We start from the raw sequence: 25,174 nt of genomic DNA on the forward strand, positions 1-25,174 counted from the left end.
CATCGACATGAAGCCTCTTCTCCAGCTTCTCAAGCGACCGCTTCTCTTTGTCGGCGGCTTCTCGTTCTTCGTGAATCTGCTGCTGTTGGCGCCCGCGCTCTTCATGCTGCAGGTTTTCGACCGGGTGCTGACGAGTCAAAGTCGGGAGACGCTGCTGGTGCTGTTGCTGGGCGTCGGCGTGGCGCTCGGCCTGATGCTGATGCTGGACTACCTGCGCAGCCGGCTGCAGGGCGTCGCGGGCAACCTGATCGCCGATCAGCTGTCTCCTGTGGTGGCCAAGGTCATGCTGGGCCACACGGCGCGCCGTGCCGAGCGCGCGCCCTGCGAAGGCTTGCGCGACGTCGCGGCGCTGCGCAACCTGTTTTCCTCCCAGGGGCTGCTGGCCCTGTTCGATGTGCCATGGGCGTTCGTCTATGTCGCGGTGATCTGGCTGGCGCATCCGATGCTGGGCATGGCCGCGGCCGCCGCGTCGTTGCTGATGCTCGTCCTTGCCGTGGTGAACGATCGCCTCACGCGCCGCGATATCGAAGCGCTTCAGAAGGAAGCTGCCAGGGCCACGCGCTACCTTGAATCGTCGATGCAGAACGCGGAGCTGGCGCAGTCGCTCGGAATGGGGGACGCGGTGATCGGGCGCTGGCGGACTCTCAACGCCGGTGTCTCCGCGCTGCAAGGCCCGACCGCGCGCAAGTCGGTGGCGATGGCTGCGCTCACGCGCACCACGCGCCAGGCGGTGCAGGTGCTGTTGCAGGCACTGGGCGCCTACCTCGTCATCGCGGGCGAAGGCACGCCGGGCATCCTGGTGGCCTGCACCATCCTGCTCGGCCGGGCGCTGGCGCCGGTCGAACAGGTGGTGGGTAGCTGGCGTGTGCTGGCCGAGGGGCGCCTGGCCTTCGCGCGCCTGTCCGAGGTGCTGGGCGCTGCCGAGCGCCAGCCGCAACGCATGTCGCTGCCGGCGCCGAAGGGCCGCCTGCACGCGGAAGGCCTTGTGTTCCGGCCTTCGCAGGGCGAGCGGATGATTCTCGCCGGCGTGTCGCTGAGCCTGGAGCCCGGCGAGTCCCTGGCCATTACCGGCGCCAGCGGTGCTGGCAAGTCGACGCTGGTGCGCCTGCTGACTGGCCTGTGGAGACCCCATGCAGGTGTCGTGCGGCTGGACGATGTCGACATCGCGCAATGGCCGCGCGAAGAACTCGGCCCCTGGCTCGGCTATGTGCCGCAGGATGTGGAGCTGTTCGCCGGCACCGTTGCCGACAACATCGCGCGGCTGGGCGATGTCGATCCGGACAAGGTGGTGCAGGCGGCGCAGCGTGCCGGCGTGCATGCGCTGATCCTGACGCTGCCAGAGGGCTACGACACCGTCGTCGACAACATGGGCGTGATGCTGTCGCCGGGCCAGCGTCAGCGCATTGCGCTGGCACGCGCTCTCTATGGCGACCCGAAGCTGCTGGTGCTGGACGAGCCCAATTCCAACCTGGACGGGGCGGGCGAACTGGCGCTGGGCGAGGCCTTGAAGGCGCTGCGCGGCCAGGTCACGGTGATCGTCGTCACGCACCGCAGCGCGCTGGTGCAGCACATGGACAAGCTGATGGTGCTGGAGGCCGGCCGCGTCAAGCAGTATGGGCCGGTGGCGGAAGTGATGCAGGCGATCAGGCGTCCGGGCCAGAACCCGGGCGGCGCCCAGGTGGTGATGATGCCGGCGCGCGCTTCGGAGAAGGTGTCATGAGCGCCGCGCCGGGCCGCCCCAAGCAAGCTCGCACCGCAGTGCGCAGCACGGAGGTTGTCCGATGAATCATTCGGCACTTGCGATCGCGGCCAACGACCCTCTGGCGCTCCATGTAGGCGAAGCGCGTCGCCTAGCGCACTGGGGCCTGGCCGTGTTGCTCTGCGGGCTGCTGCCGGCCGGCGCCTGGCTGAGCTTCGCGCCGCTGTCGTCCGCCGTGGTGGCGCAGGCCCATGTGAAGGTGGACCTGAACCGGCGCCCGGTGCAGCATGCCGAAGGCGGCATCGTGCGCGAGGTCCTGGTGCGCGACGGCCAGCATGTGCGGCAAGGGGAGCCCTTGCTGGTGCTGGGCGACGTCTCGGTCGATGCCGACAGGAACCGGCTGGACCACCGCGTCAAGACCGAGCGTGCAAGCCTCGCGCGGCTCGATGCGGAGCAGACCATGGCGCGTGCGGTCACCTTCCCGCCCGACGTGGTCGAGACCGCAGCGACCGACCCGCGCCTGGCTGCGCAGCTGGACAAGGAGCGCGCATTGTTCGAGGCGCGGCGCGATGCGCTGGTGGGGCAGGTGCGCCTCTTGCGTTCGCAACGCGAGAAGGTGGCCGAGGAAATTGTTGCGCTGCGCGCCCAGATCACGCAGGCGAACGAGTCAATGAAATTCCAGAAGAGCGATCTGGAGACCAACCGCAAGCTGCTCAAGGACGGCTTCGTCTCGGCCGCACGCATCGCGCAGTTCGAAGGCACCGTGGCCGACTACGGCGTGAAGATCGAGGAGCGGCGCGCGGAGCTCGCGCGCGCCGAGCAGCGCACGGTCGATGCCGATCTGCGCATCCGTTCGCTGGAGAGCGAGTACCGCCAGCAGGCGAGCGATCAGCTCAAGGTCACGGCGGCCCGGCTGGCGGAAATCGAGCAGGAGCGGCGCAAGTCGACCGATGCCTCGGCGCGGCAGGTGATCACTGCGCCGGCCAGCGGCGAGATCATCGATCTGAAGTATTCGACGCCCGGCGCGGTGATCCCGCCTCGCGAGACCATTGCCGACGTCGTGCCCGACGACACCCGCCTGGTCACCGATGCTCGCGTCCGGCCCGAAGACATCGGCCGCATCCAGCGCGGTCAGCCGGCCGAGATCCGCTTCACGGCATTCAAATACCGCACCACGCAGCTGGTGCATGGCAAGGTGGTCTATGTGTCGGGCGACCGCCTGATCGACCGTGCGACCGGCGCTCCCTACTACTCGGTGCTGGTCGAGGCCGATGCGGCTTCGCTCGCGACGGCGGGTGACCTGAAGCTGCTGGCCGGCATGCCGGCCGAGATCTACCTGCAGGGGGACGAGCGCACCGCACTCCAGTACCTGTTGGAGCCGGTCACCCAAGTGCTGCGCCGCGCCGCGCGCGAGCGTTGAGGCGCCGTGCCGGTGCCGACTGACTGACCGCGGCTTGCACTGCGCCGCCATCGAGCGGATCATTCATCAGCTTGCCCCGCCTGCCTTGTTGCGGCCACGGTCCGTCAGCGTGGCAATGCCCTATGGCCGTCATAGGCAAAGCCTTTGCCTATTCGTGCGTGCAACATCCAGAATCGCAGATCTCATTCAAAGTTGGAGACGCCCCATGAGCCAGATACAAGCGGAAGCCAAGTGCCCCGTCCACCATGCGGTCGGCCGCGGCCCTGTCAATCGTGACTGGTGGCCCAATCAGTTGCGGGTGGACCTGCTCCACCAACACTCCTCCAAATCCGACCCGATGGGCAAGGACTTCGACTACGCAAAGGAGTTCAAGAGCCTCGACTACGAGTCGTTGAAGAACGATCTGCGTGCGCTGATGACCGACTCGCAGGACTGGTGGCCGGCGGACTTCGGGCACTACGGGCCGCTGTTCATTCGCATGGCCTGGCACAGCGCCGGCACCTACCGTACCGGCGACGGTCGTGGCGGCGGCGGTCGGGGCCAGCAACGCTTTGCGCCGCTCAACAGCTGGCCCGACAACGTCAACCTCGACAAGGCCCGGCGCCTGTTGTGGCCGATCAAACAGAAGTACGGCCGCAAGATCTCGTGGGCTGACCTGATGATCCTGACCGGCAACGTGGCCCTGGAATCCATGGGCTTCAAGACCTTCGGCTTCGGCGGCGGCCGCCCGGACACGTGGGAACCCGATCAGGACGTCTACTGGGGCAACGAGACCACCTGGCTCGAAGACAAGAGGTACACCGGCGACCGTGAGCTGGAGAACCCTCTTGGCGCCGTGCAGATGGGCTTGATCTACGTCAATCCCGAAGGTCCGAACGCCAACGGCGACCCGGTCTCGGCGGCTCGGGACATACGCGAGACGTTCGCCCGCATGGCGATGAACGACGAGGAAACCGTCGCCCTGATCGCTGGCGGCCACACCTTTGGCAAGACCCACGGCGCAGGTCCGGCGGAGCTCGTCGGCTCGGCGCCTGAAGCAAATGATCTGGAAGAAATGGGCATGGGCTGGAAGAGCACCCATGCCAGCGGCATCGCCGGCGACGCCATCGGCAGCGGACTGGAAGTCACCTGGACGCAAACGCCGACGAAGTGGAGCAACCACTTCTTCGAGAACCTGTTCAAGTTCGAATGGGAAGCCGTCAAGAGCCCGGCCGGTGCGGGACAGTGGCAGGCCAAGGGCGCTGCGGCGGACATTCCGGATGCACACGACAAGTCGAAGACGCGCCTGCCGACCATGCTGACCACCGACCTCTCGCTGCGCTTCGACCCGGCCTACGAAAAGATCTCCCGGCGCTTCCTCGAGCACCCCGAGCAGTTCGCCGACGCGTTTGCGCGCGCCTGGTTCAAGCTGACGCATCGCGACATGGGTCCGCGCTCGCGCTACCTGGGCCCGGAAGTGCCCGCCGAAGAGCTGATCTGGCAAGACCCGATTCCGAAGGTCGACCATCCCCTCATCGACGACAAGGATGTCACGGCGCTCAAGGCCAAGATCCTGGCCTCGGGCCTCTCGGTGTCCGACCTGGTGCTGACGGCCTGGGCCTCGGCAGCCACCTTCCGCGGCTCCGACATGCGCGGCGGCACCGACGGCGGCCGCATTCGCCTGGCGCCACAGAAGGACTGGGAAGTCAACGAGCCGGCCAAGCTGGCCAAGGTGCTCCAGACGCTGGAAGGCATCCAGGGCGAGTTCAACAAGGCGCAATCCGGCGGCAAGAAGGTCTCGATGGCCGACCTGATCGTGCTGGCTGGCTGCGCCGGCGTCGAGCAGGGCGCCAAGAACGCCGGTCATAGCGTCACGGTGCCCTTCACCCCCGGCCGTATGGATGCGTCGCAGGCGCAGACCGACGTGGAAGCCATGAAGGTGCTGGAGCCCGTGGCCGACGGCTTCCGCAACTACCTGAAGAAGGACTACGCGGTTCCCGCGGACGCGCTGCTGGTGGACAAGGCCCAACTGCTGACGCTGACGGCGCCCGAGATGACGGTGCTGGTGGGCGGCATGCGCGCGCTGGGCGCCAACGTCGGTGCCACCAAGCACGGCATCTTCAGCCAGAAGGAGCACACGTTGACCAACGAGTTCTTCGTGCGCCTGCTCGACCTGAACACGACCTGGAAGGCCGTGCCCGGCGAGAACAACCTGTACGAGGGAGTTGACCGAAAGTCGAGCCAGCGCAAGGGCAGTGCCACGCGCGTGGACCTGGCCATCGGCTCCAATTCAGTGCTGCGCGCTCTGGCCGAGGTCTACGGCAGCTCGGACGCAGAGGAGAAGTTCGTTAAGGACTTCATCGCGGCGTGGACCAAGGTAATGAACCTTGGCCGCTTCAACATGGGCTAGAGACAATCCTCGCGGTTGCCGATTCGATGTAGTAGCTGGAAGCAGTCGCCGTTGCGAGGGCGGCGCAATTTGGCGCCGCTACGCCTATGCAGACAAGCGCAGGAGACAAGCGCAGGAGACAACGATGACGGCCAGCTACGTAGAAATACAAGGCGCCCAGGCGGATGTTGACCTCTGGGATGGATTGATCTCGGATCAAAACGCCCTCATCGGCGTCATGATGCAGAAGATGTCCCAAGCCGGATGCGCGGATGCAGCATGGTTCGATGAGCGAATCACGGAGGCGGAAAGTATCGAGAACCGCCTGGTCGTCGGACTCGACCGCGCACAGCGCCGACTAAGGGCTTTGATCTAGGGAGCGTCTGAGCCGGAGCGCCCTTCAACCGGCGCAGAAAGCGCCAGCACATTCGTCCCATGGAAGGCGTCCGTTCTTAACGGACACGACGAAACTGTCGTAACCAGCTACAACGCGTGCAACTGGCCCTGGGAGGGTCCAGCATGCACCGCGTTCCGACTGCTGGCGCCAACGAGTATTGAGTTGCAATGCTTCCTGTTGAAGCCGTGGAGGGCGGTACAGCCACGCGGCACCCGTCTCGCAAGGCACTGAGATTGCGCGCGCGAGGAAATGACGTCGGAACCTGTTGCGTGTTGCCACGGAGATAAGTAAGTTCCGCTGGCGCCTATCCGGCTTGGTGTCAAACTTAATTATTAAGTTCAGCATGCCTGCGTTCTCCGGACGCCGCGACGTTGACCTGATCGCCAGCACCGAGACGCACCCAAGAACAGATGATTATTCAATCTAACTTGGAAAGCCTAATATGAAAAAGTCATTACTCATAGCGGCAGTGCTGACGTTTGGAGCCGGGCAGGCGCTCGCCGGGGCACACTTTTTCAGTGCCGATGCATCCGTCAATTCGAATGGGGCGCTGGTGGTCAGTTTTGATGAAGCCGGAGTGGCGAATGCAACAGTGGTTGAAAGCCTTACTGCTCAAGGCTCGGCGGTGTATGCGTGCATCAACCGCGGGGGAAAGAATCCGAGCGCCAGCAACAAGACCTCCGTCTCGGGAGCCGTGCGTGCTGACAACACTTTCTCAGCCACCAAGAACGGCCGAGTCAGGGGGACCTTGGAAGCCGGCCCTCCGGACGAGGGCAACTTTGCGTGCCCAGGTGGTCAAGATCTCGTAGTGGCATGCGTCAGATACACAGACGTGCTGCTCTCTGATCTGACCAACGGCGTCTCGATTGTGCCAACTGGCACCTTCTCCAGAAACTTCTTGAGCATCCCAGGCTCTTGTCCCAATTAAGCAAGAGGCCGCGTCGAAAGGGCCCTGGGCAAGCCTGGGGCCACACCAAGGACACAGTCGTGGCGCATCGACAACGTGGAGCGCGCCTAGCGCTTGCAGGTCTTTGCCTGGCAGCCCTGTCGGCAACCGCGGGTGCACCGGTGTTCGCAGCCGAAGCTCAGAAGCCGTCCTCCGTCGAAGCCGATCGGATCGAACAATCAGCCGGCGCCGACGAGTCTGGCTTGGTCAGCCATGGCGGCGCGCTCTACAACCCGTTCAGCACCGCTGTTGATATGGCAGCGTCAAAACCTCACGCCGACGCCGCGCCGACACGACAAGACGCGGACGAAAGATCGCCCGACCTCATGGCGACGGCAGTTACCGCGCTCGTTGCTGCTGGGTTCCTCGTCATTCTTGTTCGCGTCCTGATTGCGAGTTAGGGACGCCTGCGCCTTGACCGCCAACGGCAGCTCGTTCTTCAGCCCGGATCGGCAGCTTCAGGTTCAGCTGATGAACCGCACAGCAAGCAGCGCGAGCAAATACAAGAACACCATGAAGAAATTTCCCGGTAGCAGGTTGCGTTCCATGTGCGTTCTCCAGTGAGGTGGACAACCGGCGCCGCTTGTTTGCCTGTCTCGGAGCAAAGCGTTTCGCCGTGAAGTCACTGTAGGAATTGCGCCGCACGCGCGCATGAGCGGTACGCACCTTTTTCCGGGGAGACAAATGCCCCGCTCCCGCTCTGCCACCTTGACGGCATCGGCATCGGCATCGCCAGCGGGATGCGGATACTCCGCGAGCCGCGCGATGTAGGTGAGCCATGTGCGCTACGCTTCCGTCTGCGCGCTTGCTTCGTGACGGCGCCCGTGGGGGGCTTTTTCGGTGGTACGTGCCGGTTTGTGGCACGCAATGTGCCGCCGGAACCCGAAAAACAGCGCTAGACGAGATCGAATGACACCAAACGAGAACCCCAAAGACGCTGGGCCTGAGAGCGATTTGCTTCGGAGCGCCCGTGCTGCCGAGGCCATGCGCGTCTCAGTTGCGCCCATGATGGACTGGACCGACCGCCATTGCCGGTACTTCCACCGCCTGCTGTCGCGCCACGCGCTGCTCTACACCGAGATGGTGACCACCGGTGCGCTGATCCATGGCGACGTGCCCCGTCACCTTCGCTTCAACGCCGAAGAGCACCCTGTGGCCCTGCAGCTGGGCGGCAGCGAACCGGACGACCTGGCGCACTGCGCGAAGCTGGGCGAAGAGTGGGGCTACGACGAGATCAACCTCAATTGCGGCTGCCCGAGCGAGCGCGTGCAGCGCGGCGCTTTTGGCGCCTGCCTGATGGCGGAGCCGGCGCTGGTGGCCGACTGCGTGAAGGCCATGGTCGACGTGACGAGCCTGCCGGTCACGGTCAAGCACCGCATCGGCATCGACAAGATCGAAAGCTACGACTTCGTACGCGATTTTGTCGGCGCGGTGAGCGAAGCGGGCTGCGGCACGTTCATCGTCCACGCCCGCAATGCCTGGCTGCAGGGGTTGAGCCCGAAGCAGAACCGGGAGATTCCGCCGCTGCGCTACGAGCTCGTGCACCGGCTGAAGCACGACTTTCCAGCCCTGGCCTTTTCGATCAACGGCGGCATTTCGGCCACTGCGCAGGTTCACGAACACCTGCGGCTGCTCGATGGCGTCATGGTCGGGCGGGAGGCTTATCACAACCCCTGGTGGCTGGCCGAGTGGGATGCCGAGTTCTACGGCGCCGCGCCGCAGCCGCTCACCCGGGAAGAAGTGGAGTCGCTGATGTGCGACTACATGGTGCGCGAGGCGGCCGAGCACGGTACGCAGTGGTCGTCGATTGCGCGGCATATGCTGGGCTTGCGCAATGGGCTGCCGGGCGCGCGCCGCTGGCGCCAGGTCTGGAGCGACCATCGGCTCAAGGCACTCCCGCCGCACGACGTGATGGCGCTGGCGCACGAGCCCTTGGTGCAGGCTGCCTAGAGCGTATATGCCGCCTTGGGTGAGCAACCCGTCCCAACACTTCGCAGTCCAGCAACACGAAGTGTTCCAAAATGATAATGATTTGCAGGGGGGTGCAACTTTTCAATTTTTCTGCTGAAGAATCAAGAAACACCAATAAATAGGGGTTTCGATTCATGACTGACACGGTTGGGGGCAAGGAAGAAGTCACTGCGCTCGGCCGGGGGCTGGCCCTGCTCAAGGTCATCGGGACGGCGCCGGGCCCGGTGAGCAACCGCGAACTGGCAGACAGCACCGGCATTCCCAAGGCGACGGTATCGCGCCTGACCGCCACGCTGGTGAGCGCGGGCTACCTGCGGCAGGCGACGGACAGCGAGCGCTTCAGCCTGGGCCCGGCCCTGCTCGACATGAGCAGCCGCTACCTTCGCCAGTTCGACTTGCGCTCGGTGGCAAGGCCCCACCTGGCGGAGTTGTCGGAGTTTGCGGGCGCCAGCGTCCATGTCGCAGTGCGTGTCGAGCTCGAGATGATGGTCATCGATTCACTGCGACCGCGCTCGGCGCTGATCAGCTCGCGCCTGGAGATTGGCACGCGCCTCACCGTCGTCACCTCGGCCGCCGGCCGGGCCTGTCTCGCGGCGCTGCCCGCCGCCGAGCGGGCCACGCTGCTGGAGCAGATCCGGGAGGAAAGCGGCGAAGAGTGGCCATCCATCGAGCCGCGACTGATGGCCGGTATCGACGAATACATCCGCCTGGGCTACTGCAGCTCCTTCGGCGAGTGGCATCCGCACATCCACGCGCTCGGCTTCGCGCTGAAAGGGCCGCATGGCGAGCACTACGGCGTGAGCTGCGGCGGCCCCGCCTACCTGCTGCCCAAGGAAATGATGCTCACGCAGGTCGCTCCGCGCCTGCTCGAAGTGGCCCGGCGTATTTCGGCCGAAACGGGATCCGTTCACCCCGATTAGCGCCACGAAGTGCGCGAAGCCTGGGGCGAGGCTATACAGCGGCTTCCAGGCCGTTCTTGAAATGCTCGCGCATGCGCGCCATTGCCGCCGTGGCGTCGCGCGACTCGATCGCCGCCATCATTGCGCGGTGCTCCGCCAGCGATTCGGCAATCCGCCCCTCCTTGAGCAGCGAATTGTGGCGGTTGAGCTTCATCACCTTGCGCAGGTCGGCCACCATCTGGTCGCGCCACTTGTTGTTGGCAATGGCCAGGAGGCGCATGTGGAAGCGCTCGTTCACCGCAAAGAAGTGCTCTCGGTTTTCCTTGCCCGGGGCGGCGGCGGCCTCCAGTTCGGCGTGCAGCGCCTTCAGTTCGGCGCGCTGGGCGTCGGTGGCGCGCTCGGCCACCACGCCGGCCGCGTCGCTCTCGAGCAGCGAGAGCAGGTGGTACACGTCGGCCAGGTCCTGTTCAGACACTTCGGTAACGTAGGCGCCGCGCCGCACCTTCATCGTCACCAGCCCTTCGGCCGCCAGCACCTTCAGGGCTTCGCGCAGCGGCGTGCGGCTGATGCCGTATTCCTCGGCCAGCTTGAGTTCGTCGATCCAGCTGCCCGGCTCTAGCTCGCGGCGGAAGATCCGCTGGCGCAGCAGCTCGGCCACCTCTTCATAGAGGGCGCGCGGGGTGAGGGTGAGGGCGGACATGGGGCGGACTGTACCGCAAAAATTGGGTTTGAATTAATAATTATGAATCGGTTAGACTCGCTGCGGCTTGCAAATCCCTTGCAGGCAAATTTGCGACTACCCTGCAAGACACTGCAAAACGGCCCCTCATGAGCAGCACACCCGAACCCACCTTCAAGCCTGCCAACCTCGCTGACTGGGCCAAGGCCGCGGCCAAGTCGGCACCGGGCGGTGACCTGAATGCGCTGAACTGGATCACGCCGGACGGCATCAGCGTGAAGCCGCTGTATACCGCCGCCGATCTGCAGGGGCTCAAGTACACCGACACGCTACCCGGATTCGAGCCCTACCTGCGCGGGCCGCAGGCCACCATGTACGCGGTGCGGCCGTGGACCATTCGGCAGTACGCAGGCTTTTCGACCGCCGAGGAATCGAACGCGTTCTATCGCAAGGCGCTGGCCGCCGGCGGGCAGGGCGTGTCAGTGGCCTTCGACCTGGCCACCCACCGCGGCTACGACAGCGACCATCCCCGCGTGACCGGCGACGTCGGCAAGGCCGGCGTGGCCATCGATTCGGTCGAGGACATGAAGATCCTGTTCGACCAGATCCCGCTCGACAAGGTCTCTGTGTCCATGACGATGAACGGCGCCGTGCTGCCGGTGCTGGCAGGCTACGTGGTCGCGGCCGAAGAGCAGGGCGTGGCGCAAGACCAGCTGAGCGGAACCATCCAGAACGACATCCTCAAGGAGTTCATGGTCCGCAACACCTACATCTTTCCCCCTGCGCCGAGCATGCGGATCATCGGCGACATCATCGAGTACACGGCGCAGCACATGCCCAAGTTCAACTCGATCTCGATCAGCGGCTACCACATGCAGGAAGCCGGCGCCAACCAGGCGCTGGAGCTGGCCTTCACGCTGGCCGACGGCAAGGAATACGTGAAGACCGCGTTGGCCAAGGGCCTGGACGTCGACGGCTTTGCCGGACGGCTCTCGTTCTTCTGGGCCATCGGCATGAACTTCTACCTGGAGGTGGCCAAGATGCGCGCCGCGCGCCTCCTGTGGTGCCGCATCATGAAGGAGTTCAACCCCAAGAACCCGAAGAGCCTGATGCTGCGCACGCACTGCCAGACCTCGGGCTGGTCGCTCACCGAACAAGACCCGTACAACAACATCGTGCGCACCACCATCGAGGCCATGGCTGCGGTGTTCGGCGGTACGCAGAGCCTGCACACCAACGCGCTCGACGAGGCGATTGCACTGCCCACCGAGTTCAGCTCGCGCATCGCGCGCAACACGCAGCTCATCATCCAGGAAGAGACGCACATCACCAATGTGGTCGACCCGTGGGCCGGCAGCTACATGATGGAAAAGCTCACGCAGGACATGGCCGATGCGGCCTGGGCCATCATCGAAGAGGTCGAGGCGATGGGCGGCATGACCAAGGCAGTCGACAGCGGCTGGGCCAAGCTCAAGATCGAAGCGGCCGCCGCCGAGAAGCAGGCGCGCATCGACTCGGGCAAGGACGTGATCGTGGGCGTCAACAAGTACAAGCTGAAGAATGAGGACGCGATCGACAGCCTCTCCATCGACAACGTGATGGTGCGCGACCAGCAGGTGGCGCGGCTGCAGAAGATTCGCGCCTCGCGCGACACGCCCAAGGTGCAGGCCGCGCTCGACGCACTGACCGAAGCCGCCGAGAACGGCACCGGCAACCTGCTCGCGCTCAGCGTCGACGCGGTGCGCCTGCGCGCCACGGTGGGCGAGATTTCGGACGCGCTCGAAAAATCATTCGGCCGCCATCGGGCCGACACGCAAAAGGTGACCGGTGTGTACGCAGCTGCCTATGACTCCGCTGAAGGCTGGGAAGCCCTCAAGACCGAAATCAACGCCTTCGCCGAAGCGCAGGGCCGCCGCCCGCGCGTGATGATTTCCAAGCTGGGGCAGGACGGGCACGACCGCGGCGCCAAGGTGGTGGCTACGGCGTTCGCCGACCTGGGTTTTGACGTGGACATGGGGCCGCTGTTCCAGACACCCGAAGAGTGCGCGCGGCAGGCGATTGAAAACGACGTGCATGCCGTCGGCGTGAGCACGCTCGCGGCCGGCCACAAGACGCTTGTGCCGGCCATCATCAATGAGCTGAAGAAGCAGGGCGCGGACGACATCATCGTGTTCGTCGGCGGCGTGATTCCGCGGCAGGACTACGACTTTCTCTACGAGGCCGGCGTCAAGGGCATCTACGGGCCAGGCACGCCCATTCCGGCCAGCGCCAAGGACGTGCTGGAACAGATTCGCGCGGCGGTCTCGGCCTGATCGGGACGCTAGACGTGGGCGATCTCTTGTCTCGGCTGTCGCTGCAGCCGGTGGATTCCAGCGATTTCGAAGCCATGCTCGCCTTGCGCGTCGATGCGATGCGCCCGAGCCTGGAGCGTGTCGGGCGCTTCGACCCCGCGCGTTCGCGCGAACGGCTCCAGGCCGGTTTCGTCGTGCCCTTCATGCACCACATCGTGCTCGACGGGGACCGGCGCATCGGTTTCGTCACGCTCAAGCCCGAGGGCGCGGATGCCCTGCGGCTCGATCACCTCTACCTGCGCACGGGCTTCCAGGGCCTGGGCATCGGCGAATGGGCGCTGGAGTGGGCCAAATCGCAGGCACGTGAACAGCAGCTGGACATCAAGCTCACCGCGCTCGTGCAGAGCGATGCCAACCGCTTCTATCTGCGGCACGGCTTCGTGCTTGAAGGCGAGGAGGGGGTCGACCTGCACTACCGCTGGCGCGCGTCGTCGGAGGGGGCGTGCTGAAGTCGGCCGAGGCACTCGAACGCGCGATCACCGAGCCGGATGGCATGGTGCAGCGCCGCGCCATCGCCAAGGCGATCACGCTGCTCGAATCCACCCGCGCCGACCATCGCGTTCAGGCCGACAAACTGCTCACCGCCCTGTTGCCGCGCACCGGCAACTCCTTTCGGCTCGGCATCTCGGGTGTGCCGGGCGTCGGAAAATCGACCTTCATCGAAACGCTGGGGCTGTTGCTGATTGGCAAGGGCCACCGCGTGGCGGTGCTCACCATCGATCCATCGTCCACCGTGTCGGGTGGCTCCATCCTGGGCGACAAGACGCGCATGGAGCGGCTCTCGGTGCACGAGCGCGCCTACATTCGGCCCAGCCCGTCGAGCGGCACGCTCGGCGGCGTGGCCGAGAAGACGCGCGAAGCCATGCTGGTGTGCGAGGCCGCGGGCTACGACGTCGTGATCGTCGAAACCGTGGGCGTGGGCCAGAGCGAAACCGCCGTGGCCGGCATGACCGACATGTTCGTGCTGATGCAGCTGCCCAATGCGGGCGACGATCTGCAGGCCATCAAGAAAGGCGTGATGGAGCTGGCTGATCTCGTGGTCATCAACAAGGCCGACATCGACAAGGATGCCGCCACGCGCGCGCAGGCGCAGATCACCTCTGCATTGCGCCTGTTCGGCCACCAGGGCAATCCAGACCATGCGCATGCGGTGCATGACGCGCACAGCGGCGCGGAGATCCGTTTCTGGCTACCCAGGGTGCTGCAGCTCAGCGCGCTGGCTGGCACCGGCGTCGATGCATTCTGGGATGCCGTCACGCAGTTCAGGCAACTGCAGACCGCCAATGGCAAGCTCGACAAGCGGCGCGAAAAACAGGCCACGGCGTGGATGTGGGAACGCATCGACGCCGGCTTGAAGCAGGCGTTCAGGCAGCATGCACAGGTGCGCGAACTGCTGCCTCAACTCACTCAGCAGGTGGCAGAGGGCTCGCTGCCCGCATCGACGGCGGCACGCCAGCTGCTTGCGGCGGCGGCCATCACCGCCAGGCCATGACGGCCGACACAATTCAGGACCACAGCTTCGGAAGCACACCATGCAAGAACTGATCGAACAACTCGAAAAGCGCCGCGCCCAGGCGCGCCTCGGCGGCGGGAAAAAGCGCATCGATGCGCAGCATGCCAAGGGCAAGCTCACGGCGCGTGAGCGCATCGAGCTGCTGCTGGACGACAACACCTTCGAAGAGTGGGACATGTTCGTCGAGCACCGCTCGGTCGATTTCGGCATGGCCGAGCAGAAGATTCCCGGCGACGGCGTGGTCACCGGTTACGGCATGATCAACGGCCGCCTCGTCTTCGTCTACAGCCAGGACTTCACCGTCTTCGGCGGTGCGCTCAGCGAAGCGCACGCAGAGAAAATCTGCAAGGTGATGGATCAGGCGATGAAGGTCGGCGCACCGGTCATCGGCCTCAACGACTCGGGCGGCGCGCGCATCCAGGAAGGGGTAGCGTCGCTCGGCGGCTATGCCGACGTGTTCCAGCGCAACGTGATGGCCTCGGGCGTGGTGCCGCAGATCAGCATGATCATGGGCCCGTGTGCCGGTGGCGCGGTGTACTCGCCCGCCATGACCGACTTCATCTTCATGGTGAAGGACTCGAGCTACATGTTCGTCACCGGTCCGGATGTGGTGAAGACCGTGACACACGAGAGCGTCACGGCCGAAGAGCTCGGCGGCGCCGTCACGCACACCACGCGCAGCGGCGTGGCCGACATGGCGTTCGAGAACGACGTCGAGGCGCTGATGATGCTGCGCCGCCTGTACAACTACCTGCCGCTCAACAATCGCGAGAAGCCGCCAGTGCGCCTGGGCAACAACGGCCAGGGCGACCCGGCCGACCGGCCCGACTATTCGCTCGACACGCTGGTGCCCGACAACCCCAACAAGCCCTACGACATCAAGGAGCTGATCCTCAAGGTGGTGGACGACGGGGACTTCTTCGAGCTGCAGCCCGACTACGCGAAGAACATCGTGATCGCCTTCGCGCGCATGGAAGGCCAGACCATCGGCATCGTCGCCAACCAGCCATTGGTGCTGGCGGGCTGCCTGGACATCAAGAGCAGCATCAAGGCCGCGCGCTTCGTGCGTTTTTGCGATGCCTTCAACATCCCGGTGGTTACCTTTGTCGACGTGCCCGGCTTCATGCCAGGCACCGGCCAGGAGTACGGCGGCATCATCAAGCACGGCGCCAAGCTGCTCTATGCGTATGCGGAATGCACGGTGCCGAAGATCACCGTCATCACCCGCAAGGCCTATGGCGGCGCGTATGACGTGATGGCCTCGAAGCATCTGCGCGGCGACGTCAACCTGGCCTGGCCGCGCGCCGAGATCGCGGTGATGGGCGCCAAGGGCGCGGTGGAAATCATCTTCCGCGAAGACAAGAACGACCCCGAGAAACTGGCCGCCCGCGAGGCCGAATACAAGGCCCGCTTTGCCAACCCCTACGTGGCGAGCGCGCGCGGCTACATCGACGACGTGATCCTGCCGCACGAAACCCGCAAGCGCATCTGCCGCTCCCTGGTGATGCTGCGCGAGAAGAAGCTCGAGAACCCGTGGCGCAAGCACGGGAACATCCCGTTGTAAGGACGCAGGACAACAATATGTTCAAAAAAATCCTGATCGCCAACCGCGGTGAGATCGCGTGTCGAGTGATCCAGACCGCAAAAAAGATGGGCATCCTCACGGTCGCCGTCTATTCCGACGCCGACAAGGAAGCCCGCCACGTCGAGCTGGCCGATGAGGCCGTTCACATCGGCGCAGCGCCCAGCCGCGAGAGCTACCTGCAAGCCGACCGCATCATTGCGGCCTGCAAGCAGACCGGCGCCGAGGCGGTGCATCCGGGCTACGGCTTCCTGTCGGAGAACGAAGCCTTTGCGCGCAAGGTCGAGGAAGAGGGCATTGCCTTTATCGGGCCCAAGCACTATTCGATCGCGGCGATGGGCGACAAGATCGCCTCGAAGAAGCTCGCGAATGAAGCCAAGGTCAACACCATTCCGGGTTGGAACGATGCCATCGAAACGGCCGAGCGCGCGGTCGAGATCGCCAAGGACATCGGCTATCCCGTGATGATCAAGGCGTCGGCCGGCGGCGGCGGCAAAGGGCTGCGCGTTGCCTACGACGACAAGGAAGCGTTCGAGGGCTTTACCTCGTGCCGCAACGAGGCGCTGAACAGCTTCGGCGACGACCGCGTGTTCATCGAAAAATTCGTCGAGGAGCCGCGCCACATCGAGATCCAGGTGCTGGGCGATTCGCATGGCAACGTCATCTACCTGAACGAGCGCGAATGCTCGATCCAGCGCCGGCACCAGAAGGTGATCGAGGAGGCGCCGTCGCCCTTCATCTCCGACGCGACGCGCAAGGCAATGGGCGAGCAGGCGGTGCAGTTGGCCAAGGCTGTGAAGTACCAAAGCGCGGGTACCGTGGAGTTCGTGGTCGGCAAGGACCAGAGCTTTTATTTCCTGGAGATGAACACGCGGCTGCAGGTGGAGCATCCGGTGACCGAGTGCATCACCGGGCTCGACCTGGTCGAGCTGATGATCCGCGTCGCGGCGGGCGAAGAGCTGCCGCTCACGCAGGCCGAGGTGAAGCGCAATGGATGGGCCATCGAGTGCCGCGTCAATGCCGAAGATCCGTTCCGCAATTTTCTGCCTTCGACCGGCCGGTTGGTGAAGTTCCAGCCGCCTGCCGAGACCATGTTTGCCAGCGATACCGGGCACCTGAACGGCGTGCGCGTGGACACCGGCGTGTACGACGGCGGCGAGATCCCGATGTACTACGACTCGATGATCGCCAAGCTCATCGTGCACGGCAAGGACCGGCAGCATGCGATTGCGCGGATGCGCGAGGCGCTCAATGGCTTCGTGATCCGCGGCATCAGCAGCAACATTCCGTTCCAGGCGGCGCTGCTCGCGCACCCGAAGTTCGTGGCGGGCGACTTCAACACCGGCTTCATCGCCGAACACTATGGCAAGGGCTTCCATGCCGAAGACGTGCCGCACGCCGATCCGTCGTTCCTGATTGCGCTCGCGGCCTATGTGCACCGCCGCTACCGCGCGCGCGCCTCGGGCATCAGCGGCCAACTCGAAGGCCATGGCGTGAAGGTGGGCGAGCAGTTTGTGGTGGTGGAGCTGGGGCCCGAGGGCAAGCATGTACACCACCCTGTGTCGGTGACCGACTTCCACGGCAAGACCGGCGCCAGCGCCGTGGCCGTGGGCGGCAAGAGCTACAAGATCGACAGCGGCTTCGCACTCGGCGCTGTCCGCGTGCAGGGTATGGTCAACGACCGGCCTTTTACCGCGCAAGTGGAGCGCGGCGCGGGCAGGAACCCGCTGGCGCTGCGCGTGTCGCACGACGGCACGCAGGTCGAGGCGATGGTGCTTTCGCCCCGGGGCGCGCGCCTGCTCGAACTGATGCCCTACAAGGCACCGCCGGACCTGAGCAAGTTCCTCATGTCGCCGATGCCGGGCTTGCTGGTCGAGGTGTCGGTGCAGCCGGGCCAGCAGGTGCGTGCCGGCGAAAAGCTGGCCGTGATCGAGGCCATGAAAATGGAGAACGTACTGTTCGCCACGCAAGACGGCGTGGTGGGCAAGATTTCGGCCAACAAGGGCGAGTCGCTCGCGGTCGATCAAATTATTCTGGAGTTTGAATAAAGCTCACCCCCAGGCTTCGCGCACTTCGTGTCGCTTCTCCAACCCCCTTCCGGGGGCAACACCTGCGGCCCGGCGAAGCCGGTTCCGCGGTGTTTCCCGAACAGTCAACGCTTCGGGCACTTACGAAAGATTTCATTGATATGACGACCTCCGATCTTTTTTTTGAAGCGCCCATCTCGGCGCCTGTCACGCTGCACCGGCCCGCAAAGCCGGTGACGCCGCAAGGCCCTTGGTCGGTCGAGGCGATCCAGGCGCTGCTCGACAAGCCGCTGATGGATTTGCTGTTCGAAGCGCAGACGGTGCATCGCGAGCATTTTCCCGAGGGCGACATCGAACTGGCGACGCTCCTTTCGGTCAAGACCGGCGGCTGCCCCGAGAACTGCGGCTACTGCCCGCAATCGGCTGAGTTCGACACTGGCGTAAAGGCGCAGAAGCTCATGGAGGTCGACGAGGTGGTGCGCGCTGCGCAGGCCGCCAAGGACGCCGGCGCCACGCGTTTCTGCATGGGCGCCGCATGGCGCGCGCCGAAGGACCGCGACGTGGAGAAGGTGGCCGTGCTGGTTGAAGCGGTGAAAGGCCTCGGCCTGCAGACCTGCGCCACGCTCGGCATGCTGGAGCCGCACCATGCGCACCAGCTCAAGGCCGCGGGCCTGGACTACTACAACCACAACCTTGATACCGCGCCCGAGTACTACACCGACATCGTCGATACGCGCACCTACCAGGACCGACTCGACACGCTGGCCCACGTGCGCAGCGCCGGCATCAGCGTGTGCTGCGGCGGCATCGTCGGCATGGGCGAGCAGCCGGTGCACCGCGCGGGCCTCATCGCGCAACTGGCCAACTTGAATCCGTACCCGGAGTCGGTGCCGATCAACAGCCTGGTGCGCGTGCCGGGCACGCCGCTGGCCGATTCGGAGCCGGTCGATCCGTTCGACTTCGTGCGCATGATCGCCGTGGCGCGCATCACGATGCCGACCGCGCGCGTGCGGCTTTCGGCAGGTCGCCAGCAGATGGGTGACGCCGTGCAGGCACTGTGCTTCATGGCGGGCGCCAACTCCATCTTCTACGGCGACAAGCTGCTGGTCACCGGCAACCCCGACGTGGAGGCCGACGTGCAGCTGCTGCGCAAGCTGGGGCTAGAGGCGCGCCGGACCACCGCCACCGAAGAAGCAGGGGCCTGCGCATGACGGCCGCGGCGCGTCCCTTCAAGGTGCTGGGCATCCAGCAGATCGCCATCGGCGGGACGGACAAGCTGCGGCTGCAAAAGCTCTGGGTCGACATGCTGGGGCTCGAAGTCACGGGCACCTTCAAGAGCGAACGCGAGAACGTTGACGAAGACATCTGTTCGATGGGCAGTGGCCCGTTCAAGGTCGAGGTCGACCTGATGCAGCCGCTCGATCCTGAGAAGAAGCCGGCGGTGCACACCACGCCGCTCAACCACGTGGGCCTTTGGATCGACGACCTGCCAAAGGCCGTCGAATGGCTCACCGCGCAGGGCGTGCGCTTTGCGCCTGGCGGCATCCGCAAGGGCGCGGCCGGCTTCGACATCTGCTTTCTGCATCCGAAGGCGAACGACGAGTTTCCGATCGCGGGCGAGGGCGTGCTCATTGAGATGGTGCAGGCGCCGCCCGAAGTGGTGACGGCCTTCAGCGCCCTGGCCGCTACGCGTTGAGCACCTTCTTGATCGGCGGCTTCACGTCGGAGCGCTGAGGCGGCAGCATCGGCTGGTGCTCGCGCGCCGGGTTCAGGATGATTGAGGTCGCCGTTTCGGTGAGGATGCAGAACTTGGTGACCACCGCATCGAGATGGCTCACGTCGATGACCGCAATCTCGAGAATCCAGCTGTCGTCTCCGGTCACGTTGTAGGCATTGACGCACTCTGGCGTCTGCTGAACCAGTTCGACTACGCGCGCGTAGTCGGCGCGGCCCACGCGGATGATGGCGCGAATGCCATAGCCCAGCTTGCCGAGATTGACCGTGGCGCGATAGCCGCTGATCACGCCTGCGGCCTCCAGTTTTTTCACGCGCTCGGTTACGGCCGGCTGGCTCAGGTGCACGCGGCGACCGAGCTCGGCCATGGTGAGCCGCGCGTCGCCCTGCAATTCGGCCAGGATGCGCGTGTCGTGGGCATCGAGTGCGGGGTTCAAGGGGAAGTCCATAAAACTCCTTTAAATCGACGGTGCAAGACACCTAGAACCGTGAATTGTGCATGGCCGCGGGAGGATCGCTTTCATACCATCGATGGCGTTCCAATACCAACAAGACTGACGTCGCATGCCTACTCTTGCATCCCCCGCCCAAGCCGCGCACGGTTCCGTACGCGGTTCGCTGCCGCCGCTGCTGTGGCTTTGCCTGGCTGCCACGTGGGTGGTCTGGGGCTCGACTTATCTCGCGATCAAGTACGCGCTGATCAGCTTTGCGCCTTTTCTTCAGATGGGCTCGCGCTTCCTGTTCGCGGGCGTGCTGCTTGCCGCGTGGATGCGCTGGCGCGGCGCGGACTGGCCATCGCGCCTGCAATGGCGCAATGCCCTGGTCGTCGGCTCGCTGATGCTCGGCGGAGGCATGGGCGGAACCGCTCATGCCGAAGTGTCCATCGGCTCCGGGCTGGTGGTGGCCTTCATTGCGGTCGTGCCGCTGCTGATCGCGCTGCTGAACCTCATCTGGGGCGTGAAGCCGACGCGGCTCGAAGCCACGGGCATTGCGCTCGGCCTCGTCGGCGTGCTGATGCTGACGCAGGGGAGCGGCTTCCAGTCATCGCCGGCGGGCCTCGTCGCGATTTCCATCGCGTGCGTCTGCTGGTCGATGGGCAGCGTGCTGAGCCAGCGCAGCCTGCCGCTTGCGCCAGGAGCGATGGGCTTTGCCAGCGAGATGATCTGCGGCGGCGTGGTGCTGCTGGTGCTGTCGGTAATTTCCGGCGAGCAACTCGTGTGGCCGCCGCAGCCCGAGGCTGCTGCGGCCTGGCTGTATCTCGTGGTGTTTGGCTCGCTGATCGCGTTCAACGCTTATATGGTGCTGCTCGCCAAGGCGCCGGCTGCGCTGGCCGCGAGCTACACCTTCGTCAACCCGGTGATCGCAATGCTGCTGGGCGTGTGGATTGCGAACGAGACCGTGACGCACTTCGAGTGGTATGCCGTGGCCATCATCTTGGCCGGCGTGCTGCTGTTGCTCTTCAAGCGCCCGCAGAAGGGCTGAGCCCGCGCGCGGCTCAGGTGCCCGGACGGCGCCAGAAGGCAAGCGTGGCCGCCAGCAGCCACATGCCCGCCGCGCAGCTGCGGTTCAGCACCTTGAGGCCACGGCGCGACAGCAAGCGCACGGCCTGCGTTCCGGCGGCCGCATAGGCGAGCATCACGAAGGTGTCGAGTACCACGAAGATCGCCCCCAGCAACAGGTATTGCGTACCCTGCGGCTTGGCAATGTCGATGAACTGCGGCAGAAAGGCCGCGAAGAACAGCACCGTCTTGGGGTTGGACAGCGCCACGAGCAGGCTGCGCATGAGTGCAACGCGGCCGTGCGGGCGAACCTCGATGGCCGACTTGGCCAGCGCCGTGCCGAGGTCGGTCGCCTCGCTGCGCCACAGCTTGATGCCGAGCCAGACCAGGTAGGCGACACCGGCCACGCGGATTGCGTTGAAGAGCAGCTCCGATGCGGCGAGCAGCGAACCGAGCCCGAGCGCGACCACCGCGATCAGCGTGACGCTGCCGAGCGACGCGCCGGCAATGCCCCAGCTCGCGCGGCGCATGCCGCCGTCGATGCCGTTGGACAGCGCCAGCAGCATCGTGGGCCCGGGAATCACCGCCAGTGCCAGCGAGGCGACGGCGTAGATCAGCAGTGTGTCGAGTGTCATGGCTTGGGGGCGGGTGGACGTTGTTGCGAGGCGGCGCGGGCACGCGCCAGAGCGGCTTCGACGATGGATCGCTTGCGCGTGTCGGCAGTTTGCGGTTCAGCGATCGGGGCCGGTTCGTTGGCTTGCAGCTTGTCGACACGGCGATGCTCGCCATGCAGCTTGTAGCGTTGCAGAGCGGCTTCTGCCTGCGCTTCTGACCAGGCTTGCCAGCCGGTGCGGCCGGGCGTCTCGACCTCGAGCGAAATGCAATCGACGGGGCAGACAGGAATGCAAAGCTCGCAGCCCGTGCAGTGCGCTTCGATCACGGTGTGCATGCGCTTGTTGATGCCGACGATGGCATCGGTCGGGCAGGCGTCCAGGCAGAGCGTGCAGCCGATGCACCACGCTTCGTCGATGACGGCCATGGCGCGCGGGCCTTCGGTGCCGAACTGCGAATCGAGCGGGAGCGGCTCGCGGCCTGTCAGCCGTGCCAGCCTGGCGATGCCTTCGGCTCCGCCAGGAGGGCATTGGTTGATGTTGGCGGCGCCATCGGCCACCGCCTGGGCATATCCGGCGCAATCAGGGTAGCCGCAACGTGTGCACTGCGTCTGGGGCAGTGCACTGTGGATGCGTGCGGCCAGCCCGATCACTTCCTGCGTGCCGCGGGCTTCTTCACGGCGGCGACTGCCACCGCTTTCTTGGCTGCGACATTCTTCCTGGCCGCAACGGCAGGCGTGCTCCGGCCCGGCTTGATCCGGTCTTCGGCCGGCAGGGTCTCGCGGGCATCACTGCGCCGCTGGGGCTGGTCGTGCGCGGCGATGAACTTCTGCATCTTGGGGTAGACCAGATCGCGCCAGCGGCGGCCGCTGAAGATGCCGTAGTGGCCCGCGCCCTTGACTTCGTAATGTTCGCGCTGCGCGTTGTCGATGCCGGTGCACAGGCTGTGCGCGGCCTCGGTTTGGCCCGAACCCGAGATGTCGTCGAGCTCGCCCTCGACGGTGAGCAGGGCCGTGGAGTGGATGTCTTGCGGGCGCACGCGCTCGATCTGGCCCTTGGGGTTCTTGACGTCCCAGGTACCGTTGACGAGTTCGAAATCCTGGAACACGACGCGAATGGTGTCCAGGTAGTAATCGGCGTCCATGTCGAGCACGGCGTTGTACTCGTCGTAGAACTTGCGATGGGCCTCGGCGCTGGCGTCGTCGCCCTTGATCAGGTCCTTGAAATAGTCGTAGTGGCTGGTGGCGTGGCGGTCGGGGTTCATGGCCACGAAACCCGTGTGCTGCAGGAAGCCCGGGTACACGCGGCGACCTTCACCCGGGAAGCCCTGCGGCACGCGGTAGATCACGTTGTTCTCGAACCACTCGAAGCTCTTGTTCATCGCGAGGTTGTTCACCGCGGTGGGCGACTTGCGCGCGTCGATGGGGCCGCCCATCATCGTCATGGTGAGCGGCAGCTGCTCGCCGCGGCTCGCCATGAGCGACACGGCAGCAAGCACCGGCACAGTGGGCTGGCACACGCTCACCACGTGGCAGTTGCCGTATTCGGCCTGCAGGCGGCGGATGAACTCCTGCACGTAGTTGATGTAATCGTCGAGGTGGAACTCGCCTTCGGACAGTGGCACGAGGCGTGCGTTCTTCCAATCGGTGATGTAGACCTTGTGGTCTTGCAGCATGGTGCGCACGGTGTCGCGCAGCAGCGTGGCGTAGTGGCCCGACAGCGGTGCCACGACCAGCACCACGGGCTGGCTCTTGAGGGTCTTGAGGATGTGCGGCTCGTCGGTGAAGCGCTTGAAGCGGCGCAGCTCGCAGAACGGCTTGTCGAGCTCGACGGCCTCCTGGATGACCACGTCTTCGCCCTCGACCTTCACGGACTTGATGTTGAACTCGGGCTTTTCGTAATCCTTGCCCAGCCGATAGAGCAGGTCGTAACCCGCTGCCATGCGCTGGGCCATGGGGGCTTGTCCCCAGACGGCACCTTGGCCGAAGAGCTTGGACGCCGCTTGCGCGAAGTCCGAAAACGGCTCCATCAAGGAACGCTGGGCTTCGTAGAGTTGGTAGAGCATCGCTGGTGTTTGAGTGGAATGTTGCGGTGCAATATATCAGCGCCATGGGCACCGCGCAGCGGGCCTTACCCGTACGTAGATCCCGCTGCGGGGCGCTTATTTCTCATCAAATGTGAAGGAATGTCAGCTAATGAAATTCCCCCACATTTTCCTGACAATCAGATGACTTTGGCGATCGAAGCGCAGACGTAGTCGATGTTCTTGCTGTTGAGCGCGGCCACGCACATGCGGCCGGTGTCGGTGCCGTACACGCCGAATTCATTGCGCAGGCGCACCATCTGGTCCTTGCTGAGGCCCGAGTAGCTGAACATGCCGATCTGCGTGGTGATGAAGCTCATGTCTTCCTTTACACCGGCGGCCTTGAGGCCGTCGACCAGCTTCTGGCGCATGGCCTTGATGCGCACGCGCATTTCGCCGAGTTCCTTTTCCCACAGGGCGCGAAGCTCTGGGTTGCCGAGCACCGCGGCCACCACGGCACCGCCGTGGATCGGCGGGTTGCTGTAGTTGGTGCGGATCGCGATCTTCAGCTGCGACAGCACGCGGCCGGCTTCTTCCTTGCTTTCGCACAGCACCGACAGGGCGCCCACGCGCTCGCCGTACAGGCTGAAGCTCTTCGAGAACGAGGTCGAGACGAAGAAGGTCAGGCCGGCGTTGACGAACTTGGCAACCGCGGCGCCGTCTTCCTTGAGGCCGTAGCCGAAGCCCTGGTAGGCCATGTCGAGGAAGGGGACGAGATTCTTGGCCTTGACGGCGGCGACGACCTGGTCCCACTGCTCGGACGTGATGTCGTAGCCGGTCGGGTTGTGGCAGCAGGCGTGCAGCACGACGATGGTGCCGGCCGGCGCCGCATTCAGGGCGGAGAGCATGCCGTCGAAGTTGATGCCGCGCTTGGCTGCGTCGTAGTAGGGGTAGCTTTCGACTTCGAAGCCCGCGTTGGTAAACAGCGCGCGGTGGTTTTCCCAGCTCGGGTCGCTGATCAGCACCTTGGCGTTGGGGTTGAGCTTCTTGAGAAAGTCGGCGCCGACCTTGAGGCCGCCGGTGCCGCCGATGGCCTGGATCGTGGCCACGCGGCCCGACTGCACGGGTTCGCTGTCGACGCCGAAGACCAGGCCCTTGACTGCGTTGTCGTAGGCAACGATGCCGTCGATGGGCAGGTAGCCGCGAGCCGAGGGGGCTTTCATCATGTTCTGTTCGGCGGCCTGCACGCACTGGAGCAGGGGCAGCTTGCCGTTGTCGTCGTAATAAACGCCGACGCCGAGGTTGACCTTGTTGGGGTTGGTGTCGGCTGCAAATTGCTCGTTGAGGCCGAGGATCGGGTCGCGCGGTGCCATTTCGACCGCGGTGAACATAGACATGGAAAGGTCCTTTGGATGAAAGCTTCGCTGGCAACCGGAGGAGGCTTTATCCTTTCCG

The 25,174-nt window shown here is 64.9% G+C and carries 22 protein-coding genes; 16 read left to right on the forward strand and 6 right to left on the reverse strand.

Features of this window, described 5'->3' with window-relative positions:
- Window positions 1-7 precede the first annotated feature (7 nt).
- From ASC78_RS03010 to ASC78_RS03040, 8 genes are all read left to right on the forward strand, one after another.
- Window positions 8-1,720 (forward strand): type I secretion system permease/ATPase, encoded by a 1,713-nt coding sequence (locus tag ASC78_RS03010; RefSeq protein ID WP_055796485.1) that lies wholly within the window; start codon window positions 8-10, stop codon window positions 1,718-1,720.
- A gap of 61 nt (window positions 1,721-1,781) precedes the next feature.
- Window positions 1,782-3,119, forward strand: coding sequence for an HlyD family type I secretion periplasmic adaptor subunit (locus ASC78_RS03015; RefSeq protein ID WP_055796176.1), 1,338 nt, complete (start codon window positions 1,782-1,784; stop codon window positions 3,117-3,119).
- 214 nt (window positions 3,120-3,333) lie between these two features.
- Entirely contained in the window at window positions 3,334-5,508 is a 2,175-nt protein-coding gene (gene katG, locus ASC78_RS03020) for a catalase/peroxidase HPI (protein ID WP_157634374.1), read from the forward strand.
- Between the two features lie 124 nt (window positions 5,509-5,632).
- Entirely contained in the window at window positions 5,633-5,863 is a 231-nt protein-coding gene (locus ASC78_RS03025) for a hypothetical protein (RefSeq protein ID WP_055796181.1), read from the forward strand.
- Window positions 5,864-6,326: 463 nt separating this feature from the next.
- Window positions 6,327-6,812 carry a hypothetical protein gene (locus ASC78_RS26895; protein ID WP_082517410.1) on the forward strand — a complete coding sequence of 162 codons (486 nt, stop codon included), beginning with the start codon at window positions 6,327-6,329 and terminating at the stop codon, window positions 6,810-6,812.
- A gap of 59 nt (window positions 6,813-6,871) precedes the next feature.
- Entirely contained in the window at window positions 6,872-7,231 is a 360-nt protein-coding gene (locus ASC78_RS03030; RefSeq protein WP_162246081.1) for a hypothetical protein, read from the forward strand.
- A gap of 508 nt (window positions 7,232-7,739) precedes the next feature.
- On the forward strand, window positions 7,740-8,780 hold the full coding sequence (dusA, locus tag ASC78_RS03035) for a tRNA dihydrouridine(20/20a) synthase DusA (protein WP_082517411.1): 1,041 nt from the start codon (window positions 7,740-7,742) through the stop codon (window positions 8,778-8,780).
- A gap of 155 nt (window positions 8,781-8,935) precedes the next feature.
- Window positions 8,936-9,721: an IclR family transcriptional regulator gene (locus tag ASC78_RS03040; RefSeq protein WP_055796190.1), complete on the forward strand. Its 786-nt coding sequence runs from the start codon at window positions 8,936-8,938 to the stop codon at window positions 9,719-9,721.
- Window positions 9,722-9,752: 31 nt separating this feature from the next.
- Here the strand turns inward: ASC78_RS03040 and ASC78_RS03045 are convergent, their stop codons facing one another.
- Window positions 9,753-10,400 (reverse strand): GntR family transcriptional regulator, encoded by a 648-nt coding sequence (locus ASC78_RS03045; RefSeq protein ID WP_055796192.1) that lies wholly within the window; start codon window positions 10,398-10,400, stop codon window positions 9,753-9,755.
- 128 nt (window positions 10,401-10,528) lie between these two features.
- On the opposite strand from ASC78_RS03045, the gene scpA reads away from it, so the two are divergent.
- The 7 genes from scpA (at window position 10,529) to ASC78_RS03080 (ending at window position 19,548) form a co-directional block, all read left to right on the forward strand.
- Window positions 10,529-12,691 (forward strand): methylmalonyl-CoA mutase, encoded by a 2,163-nt coding sequence (gene scpA / locus ASC78_RS03050; RefSeq protein ID WP_055796195.1) that lies wholly within the window; start codon window positions 10,529-10,531, stop codon window positions 12,689-12,691.
- Window positions 12,692-12,705: 14 nt separating this feature from the next.
- Complete coding sequence (locus tag ASC78_RS03055) at window positions 12,706-13,179, forward strand: GNAT family N-acetyltransferase (RefSeq protein WP_055796198.1); 474 nt, start codon at window positions 12,706-12,708, stop codon at window positions 13,177-13,179.
- 44 nt (window positions 13,180-13,223) lie between these two features.
- Entirely contained in the window at window positions 13,224-14,222 is a 999-nt protein-coding gene (gene meaB / locus ASC78_RS03060; protein ID WP_055796487.1) for a methylmalonyl Co-A mutase-associated GTPase MeaB, read from the forward strand.
- A gap of 40 nt (window positions 14,223-14,262) precedes the next feature.
- Complete coding sequence (locus ASC78_RS03065) at window positions 14,263-15,807, forward strand: acyl-CoA carboxylase subunit beta (RefSeq protein WP_055796201.1); 1,545 nt, start codon at window positions 14,263-14,265, stop codon at window positions 15,805-15,807.
- 17 nt (window positions 15,808-15,824) lie between these two features.
- A complete protein-coding gene (gene accC, locus ASC78_RS03070; protein ID WP_055796204.1) occupies window positions 15,825-17,873 on the forward strand; it encodes an acetyl-CoA carboxylase biotin carboxylase subunit in 2,049 nt (682 codons plus the stop codon).
- Between the two features lie 140 nt (window positions 17,874-18,013).
- Window positions 18,014-19,063 carry a biotin synthase BioB gene (bioB, locus tag ASC78_RS03075; RefSeq protein WP_055796208.1) on the forward strand — a complete coding sequence of 350 codons (1,050 nt, stop codon included), beginning with the start codon at window positions 18,014-18,016 and terminating at the stop codon, window positions 19,061-19,063.
- The gene (locus ASC78_RS03080) at window positions 19,060-19,548 is read left to right on the forward strand and encodes a VOC family protein (RefSeq protein WP_055796211.1); all 489 of its coding nucleotides are present in this window, start codon (window positions 19,060-19,062) and stop codon (window positions 19,546-19,548) included. The genes bioB and ASC78_RS03080 overlap by 4 nt, the downstream gene beginning before the upstream one ends.
- Here the strand turns inward: ASC78_RS03080 and ASC78_RS03085 are convergent.
- The gene (locus ASC78_RS03085; RefSeq protein ID WP_055796214.1) at window positions 19,538-20,035 is read right to left on the reverse strand and encodes an Lrp/AsnC family transcriptional regulator; all 498 of its coding nucleotides are present in this window, start codon (window positions 20,033-20,035) and stop codon (window positions 19,538-19,540) included. The genes ASC78_RS03080 and ASC78_RS03085 overlap by 11 nt on opposite strands.
- Window positions 20,036-20,150: 115 nt before the next feature.
- Here ASC78_RS03085 and yedA point away from each other — a divergent pair, with 115 nt between their 5' ends.
- Entirely contained in the window at window positions 20,151-21,068 is a 918-nt protein-coding gene (gene yedA, locus ASC78_RS03090; RefSeq protein ID WP_055796217.1) for a drug/metabolite exporter YedA, read from the forward strand.
- A gap of 13 nt (window positions 21,069-21,081) precedes the next feature.
- Here yedA and ASC78_RS03095 read toward each other — a convergent pair whose 3' ends face one another.
- From ASC78_RS03095 to ASC78_RS03110, 4 genes are all read right to left on the reverse strand, one after another.
- A complete protein-coding gene (locus tag ASC78_RS03095) occupies window positions 21,082-21,720 on the reverse strand; it encodes a LysE family translocator (protein WP_055796219.1) in 639 nt (212 codons plus the stop codon).
- Complete coding sequence (locus tag ASC78_RS03100; RefSeq protein WP_055796223.1) at window positions 21,717-22,349, reverse strand: RnfABCDGE type electron transport complex subunit B; 633 nt, start codon at window positions 22,347-22,349, stop codon at window positions 21,717-21,719. The genes ASC78_RS03095 and ASC78_RS03100 overlap by 4 nt, the downstream gene beginning before the upstream one ends.
- Entirely contained in the window at window positions 22,346-23,761 is a 1,416-nt protein-coding gene (locus ASC78_RS03105) for a polyhydroxyalkanoate depolymerase (RefSeq protein WP_055796226.1), read from the reverse strand. The genes ASC78_RS03100 and ASC78_RS03105 overlap by 4 nt, the downstream gene beginning before the upstream one ends.
- A gap of 158 nt (window positions 23,762-23,919) precedes the next feature.
- On the reverse strand, window positions 23,920-25,116 hold the full coding sequence (locus ASC78_RS03110; RefSeq protein ID WP_055796229.1) for an amino acid aminotransferase: 1,197 nt from the start codon (window positions 25,114-25,116) through the stop codon (window positions 23,920-23,922).
- Between the last annotated feature and the right edge of the window lie 58 nt (window positions 25,117-25,174).

It is taken from the genome of Variovorax sp. Root318D1, assembly GCF_001424835.1.
Classification (GTDB): Bacteria; Pseudomonadota; Gammaproteobacteria; order Burkholderiales; family Burkholderiaceae_C; genus Variovorax.

Excerpts from the sequence above, each read along its gene's own strand:
- ASC78_RS03010 (WP_055796485.1), top strand. The coding sequence starts at position 8 with ATGAAGCCTCTTCTCCAGCTTCTCAAGCGACCGCTTCTCTTTGTCGGC.
- ASC78_RS03015 (WP_055796176.1), top strand. The coding sequence starts at position 1,782 with ATGAATCATTCGGCACTTGCGATCGCGGCCAACGACCCTCTGGCGCTC.
- ASC78_RS03025 (WP_055796181.1), top strand. The coding sequence starts at position 5,633 with ATGACGGCCAGCTACGTAGAAATACAAGGCGCCCAGGCGGATGTTGAC.
- ASC78_RS26895 (WP_082517410.1), top strand. The coding sequence starts at position 6,327 with ATGAAAAAGTCATTACTCATAGCGGCAGTGCTGACGTTTGGAGCCGGG.
- dusA (WP_082517411.1), top strand. The coding sequence starts at position 7,740 with ATGACACCAAACGAGAACCCCAAAGACGCTGGGCCTGAGAGCGATTTG.
- ASC78_RS03040 (WP_055796190.1), top strand. The coding sequence starts at position 8,936 with ATGACTGACACGGTTGGGGGCAAGGAAGAAGTCACTGCGCTCGGCCGG.
- ASC78_RS03045 (WP_055796192.1), bottom strand. The coding sequence starts at position 10,400 with ATGTCCGCCCTCACCCTCACCCCGCGCGCCCTCTATGAAGAGGTGGCC.
- scpA (WP_055796195.1), top strand. The coding sequence starts at position 10,529 with ATGAGCAGCACACCCGAACCCACCTTCAAGCCTGCCAACCTCGCTGAC.
- meaB (WP_055796487.1), top strand. The coding sequence starts at position 13,224 with ATGGTGCAGCGCCGCGCCATCGCCAAGGCGATCACGCTGCTCGAATCC.
- ASC78_RS03065 (WP_055796201.1), top strand. The coding sequence starts at position 14,263 with ATGCAAGAACTGATCGAACAACTCGAAAAGCGCCGCGCCCAGGCGCGC.
- accC (WP_055796204.1), top strand. The coding sequence starts at position 15,825 with ATGTTCAAAAAAATCCTGATCGCCAACCGCGGTGAGATCGCGTGTCGA.
- bioB (WP_055796208.1), top strand. The coding sequence starts at position 18,014 with ATGACGACCTCCGATCTTTTTTTTGAAGCGCCCATCTCGGCGCCTGTC.
- ASC78_RS03080 (WP_055796211.1), top strand. The coding sequence starts at position 19,060 with ATGACGGCCGCGGCGCGTCCCTTCAAGGTGCTGGGCATCCAGCAGATC.
- ASC78_RS03085 (WP_055796214.1), bottom strand. The coding sequence starts at position 20,035 with ATGGACTTCCCCTTGAACCCCGCACTCGATGCCCACGACACGCGCATC.
- yedA (WP_055796217.1), top strand. The coding sequence starts at position 20,151 with ATGCCTACTCTTGCATCCCCCGCCCAAGCCGCGCACGGTTCCGTACGC.
- ASC78_RS03095 (WP_055796219.1), bottom strand. The coding sequence starts at position 21,720 with ATGACACTCGACACACTGCTGATCTACGCCGTCGCCTCGCTGGCACTG.
- ASC78_RS03105 (WP_055796226.1), bottom strand. The coding sequence starts at position 23,761 with ATGCTCTACCAACTCTACGAAGCCCAGCGTTCCTTGATGGAGCCGTTT.
- ASC78_RS03110 (WP_055796229.1), bottom strand. The coding sequence starts at position 25,116 with ATGTCTATGTTCACCGCGGTCGAAATGGCACCGCGCGACCCGATCCTC.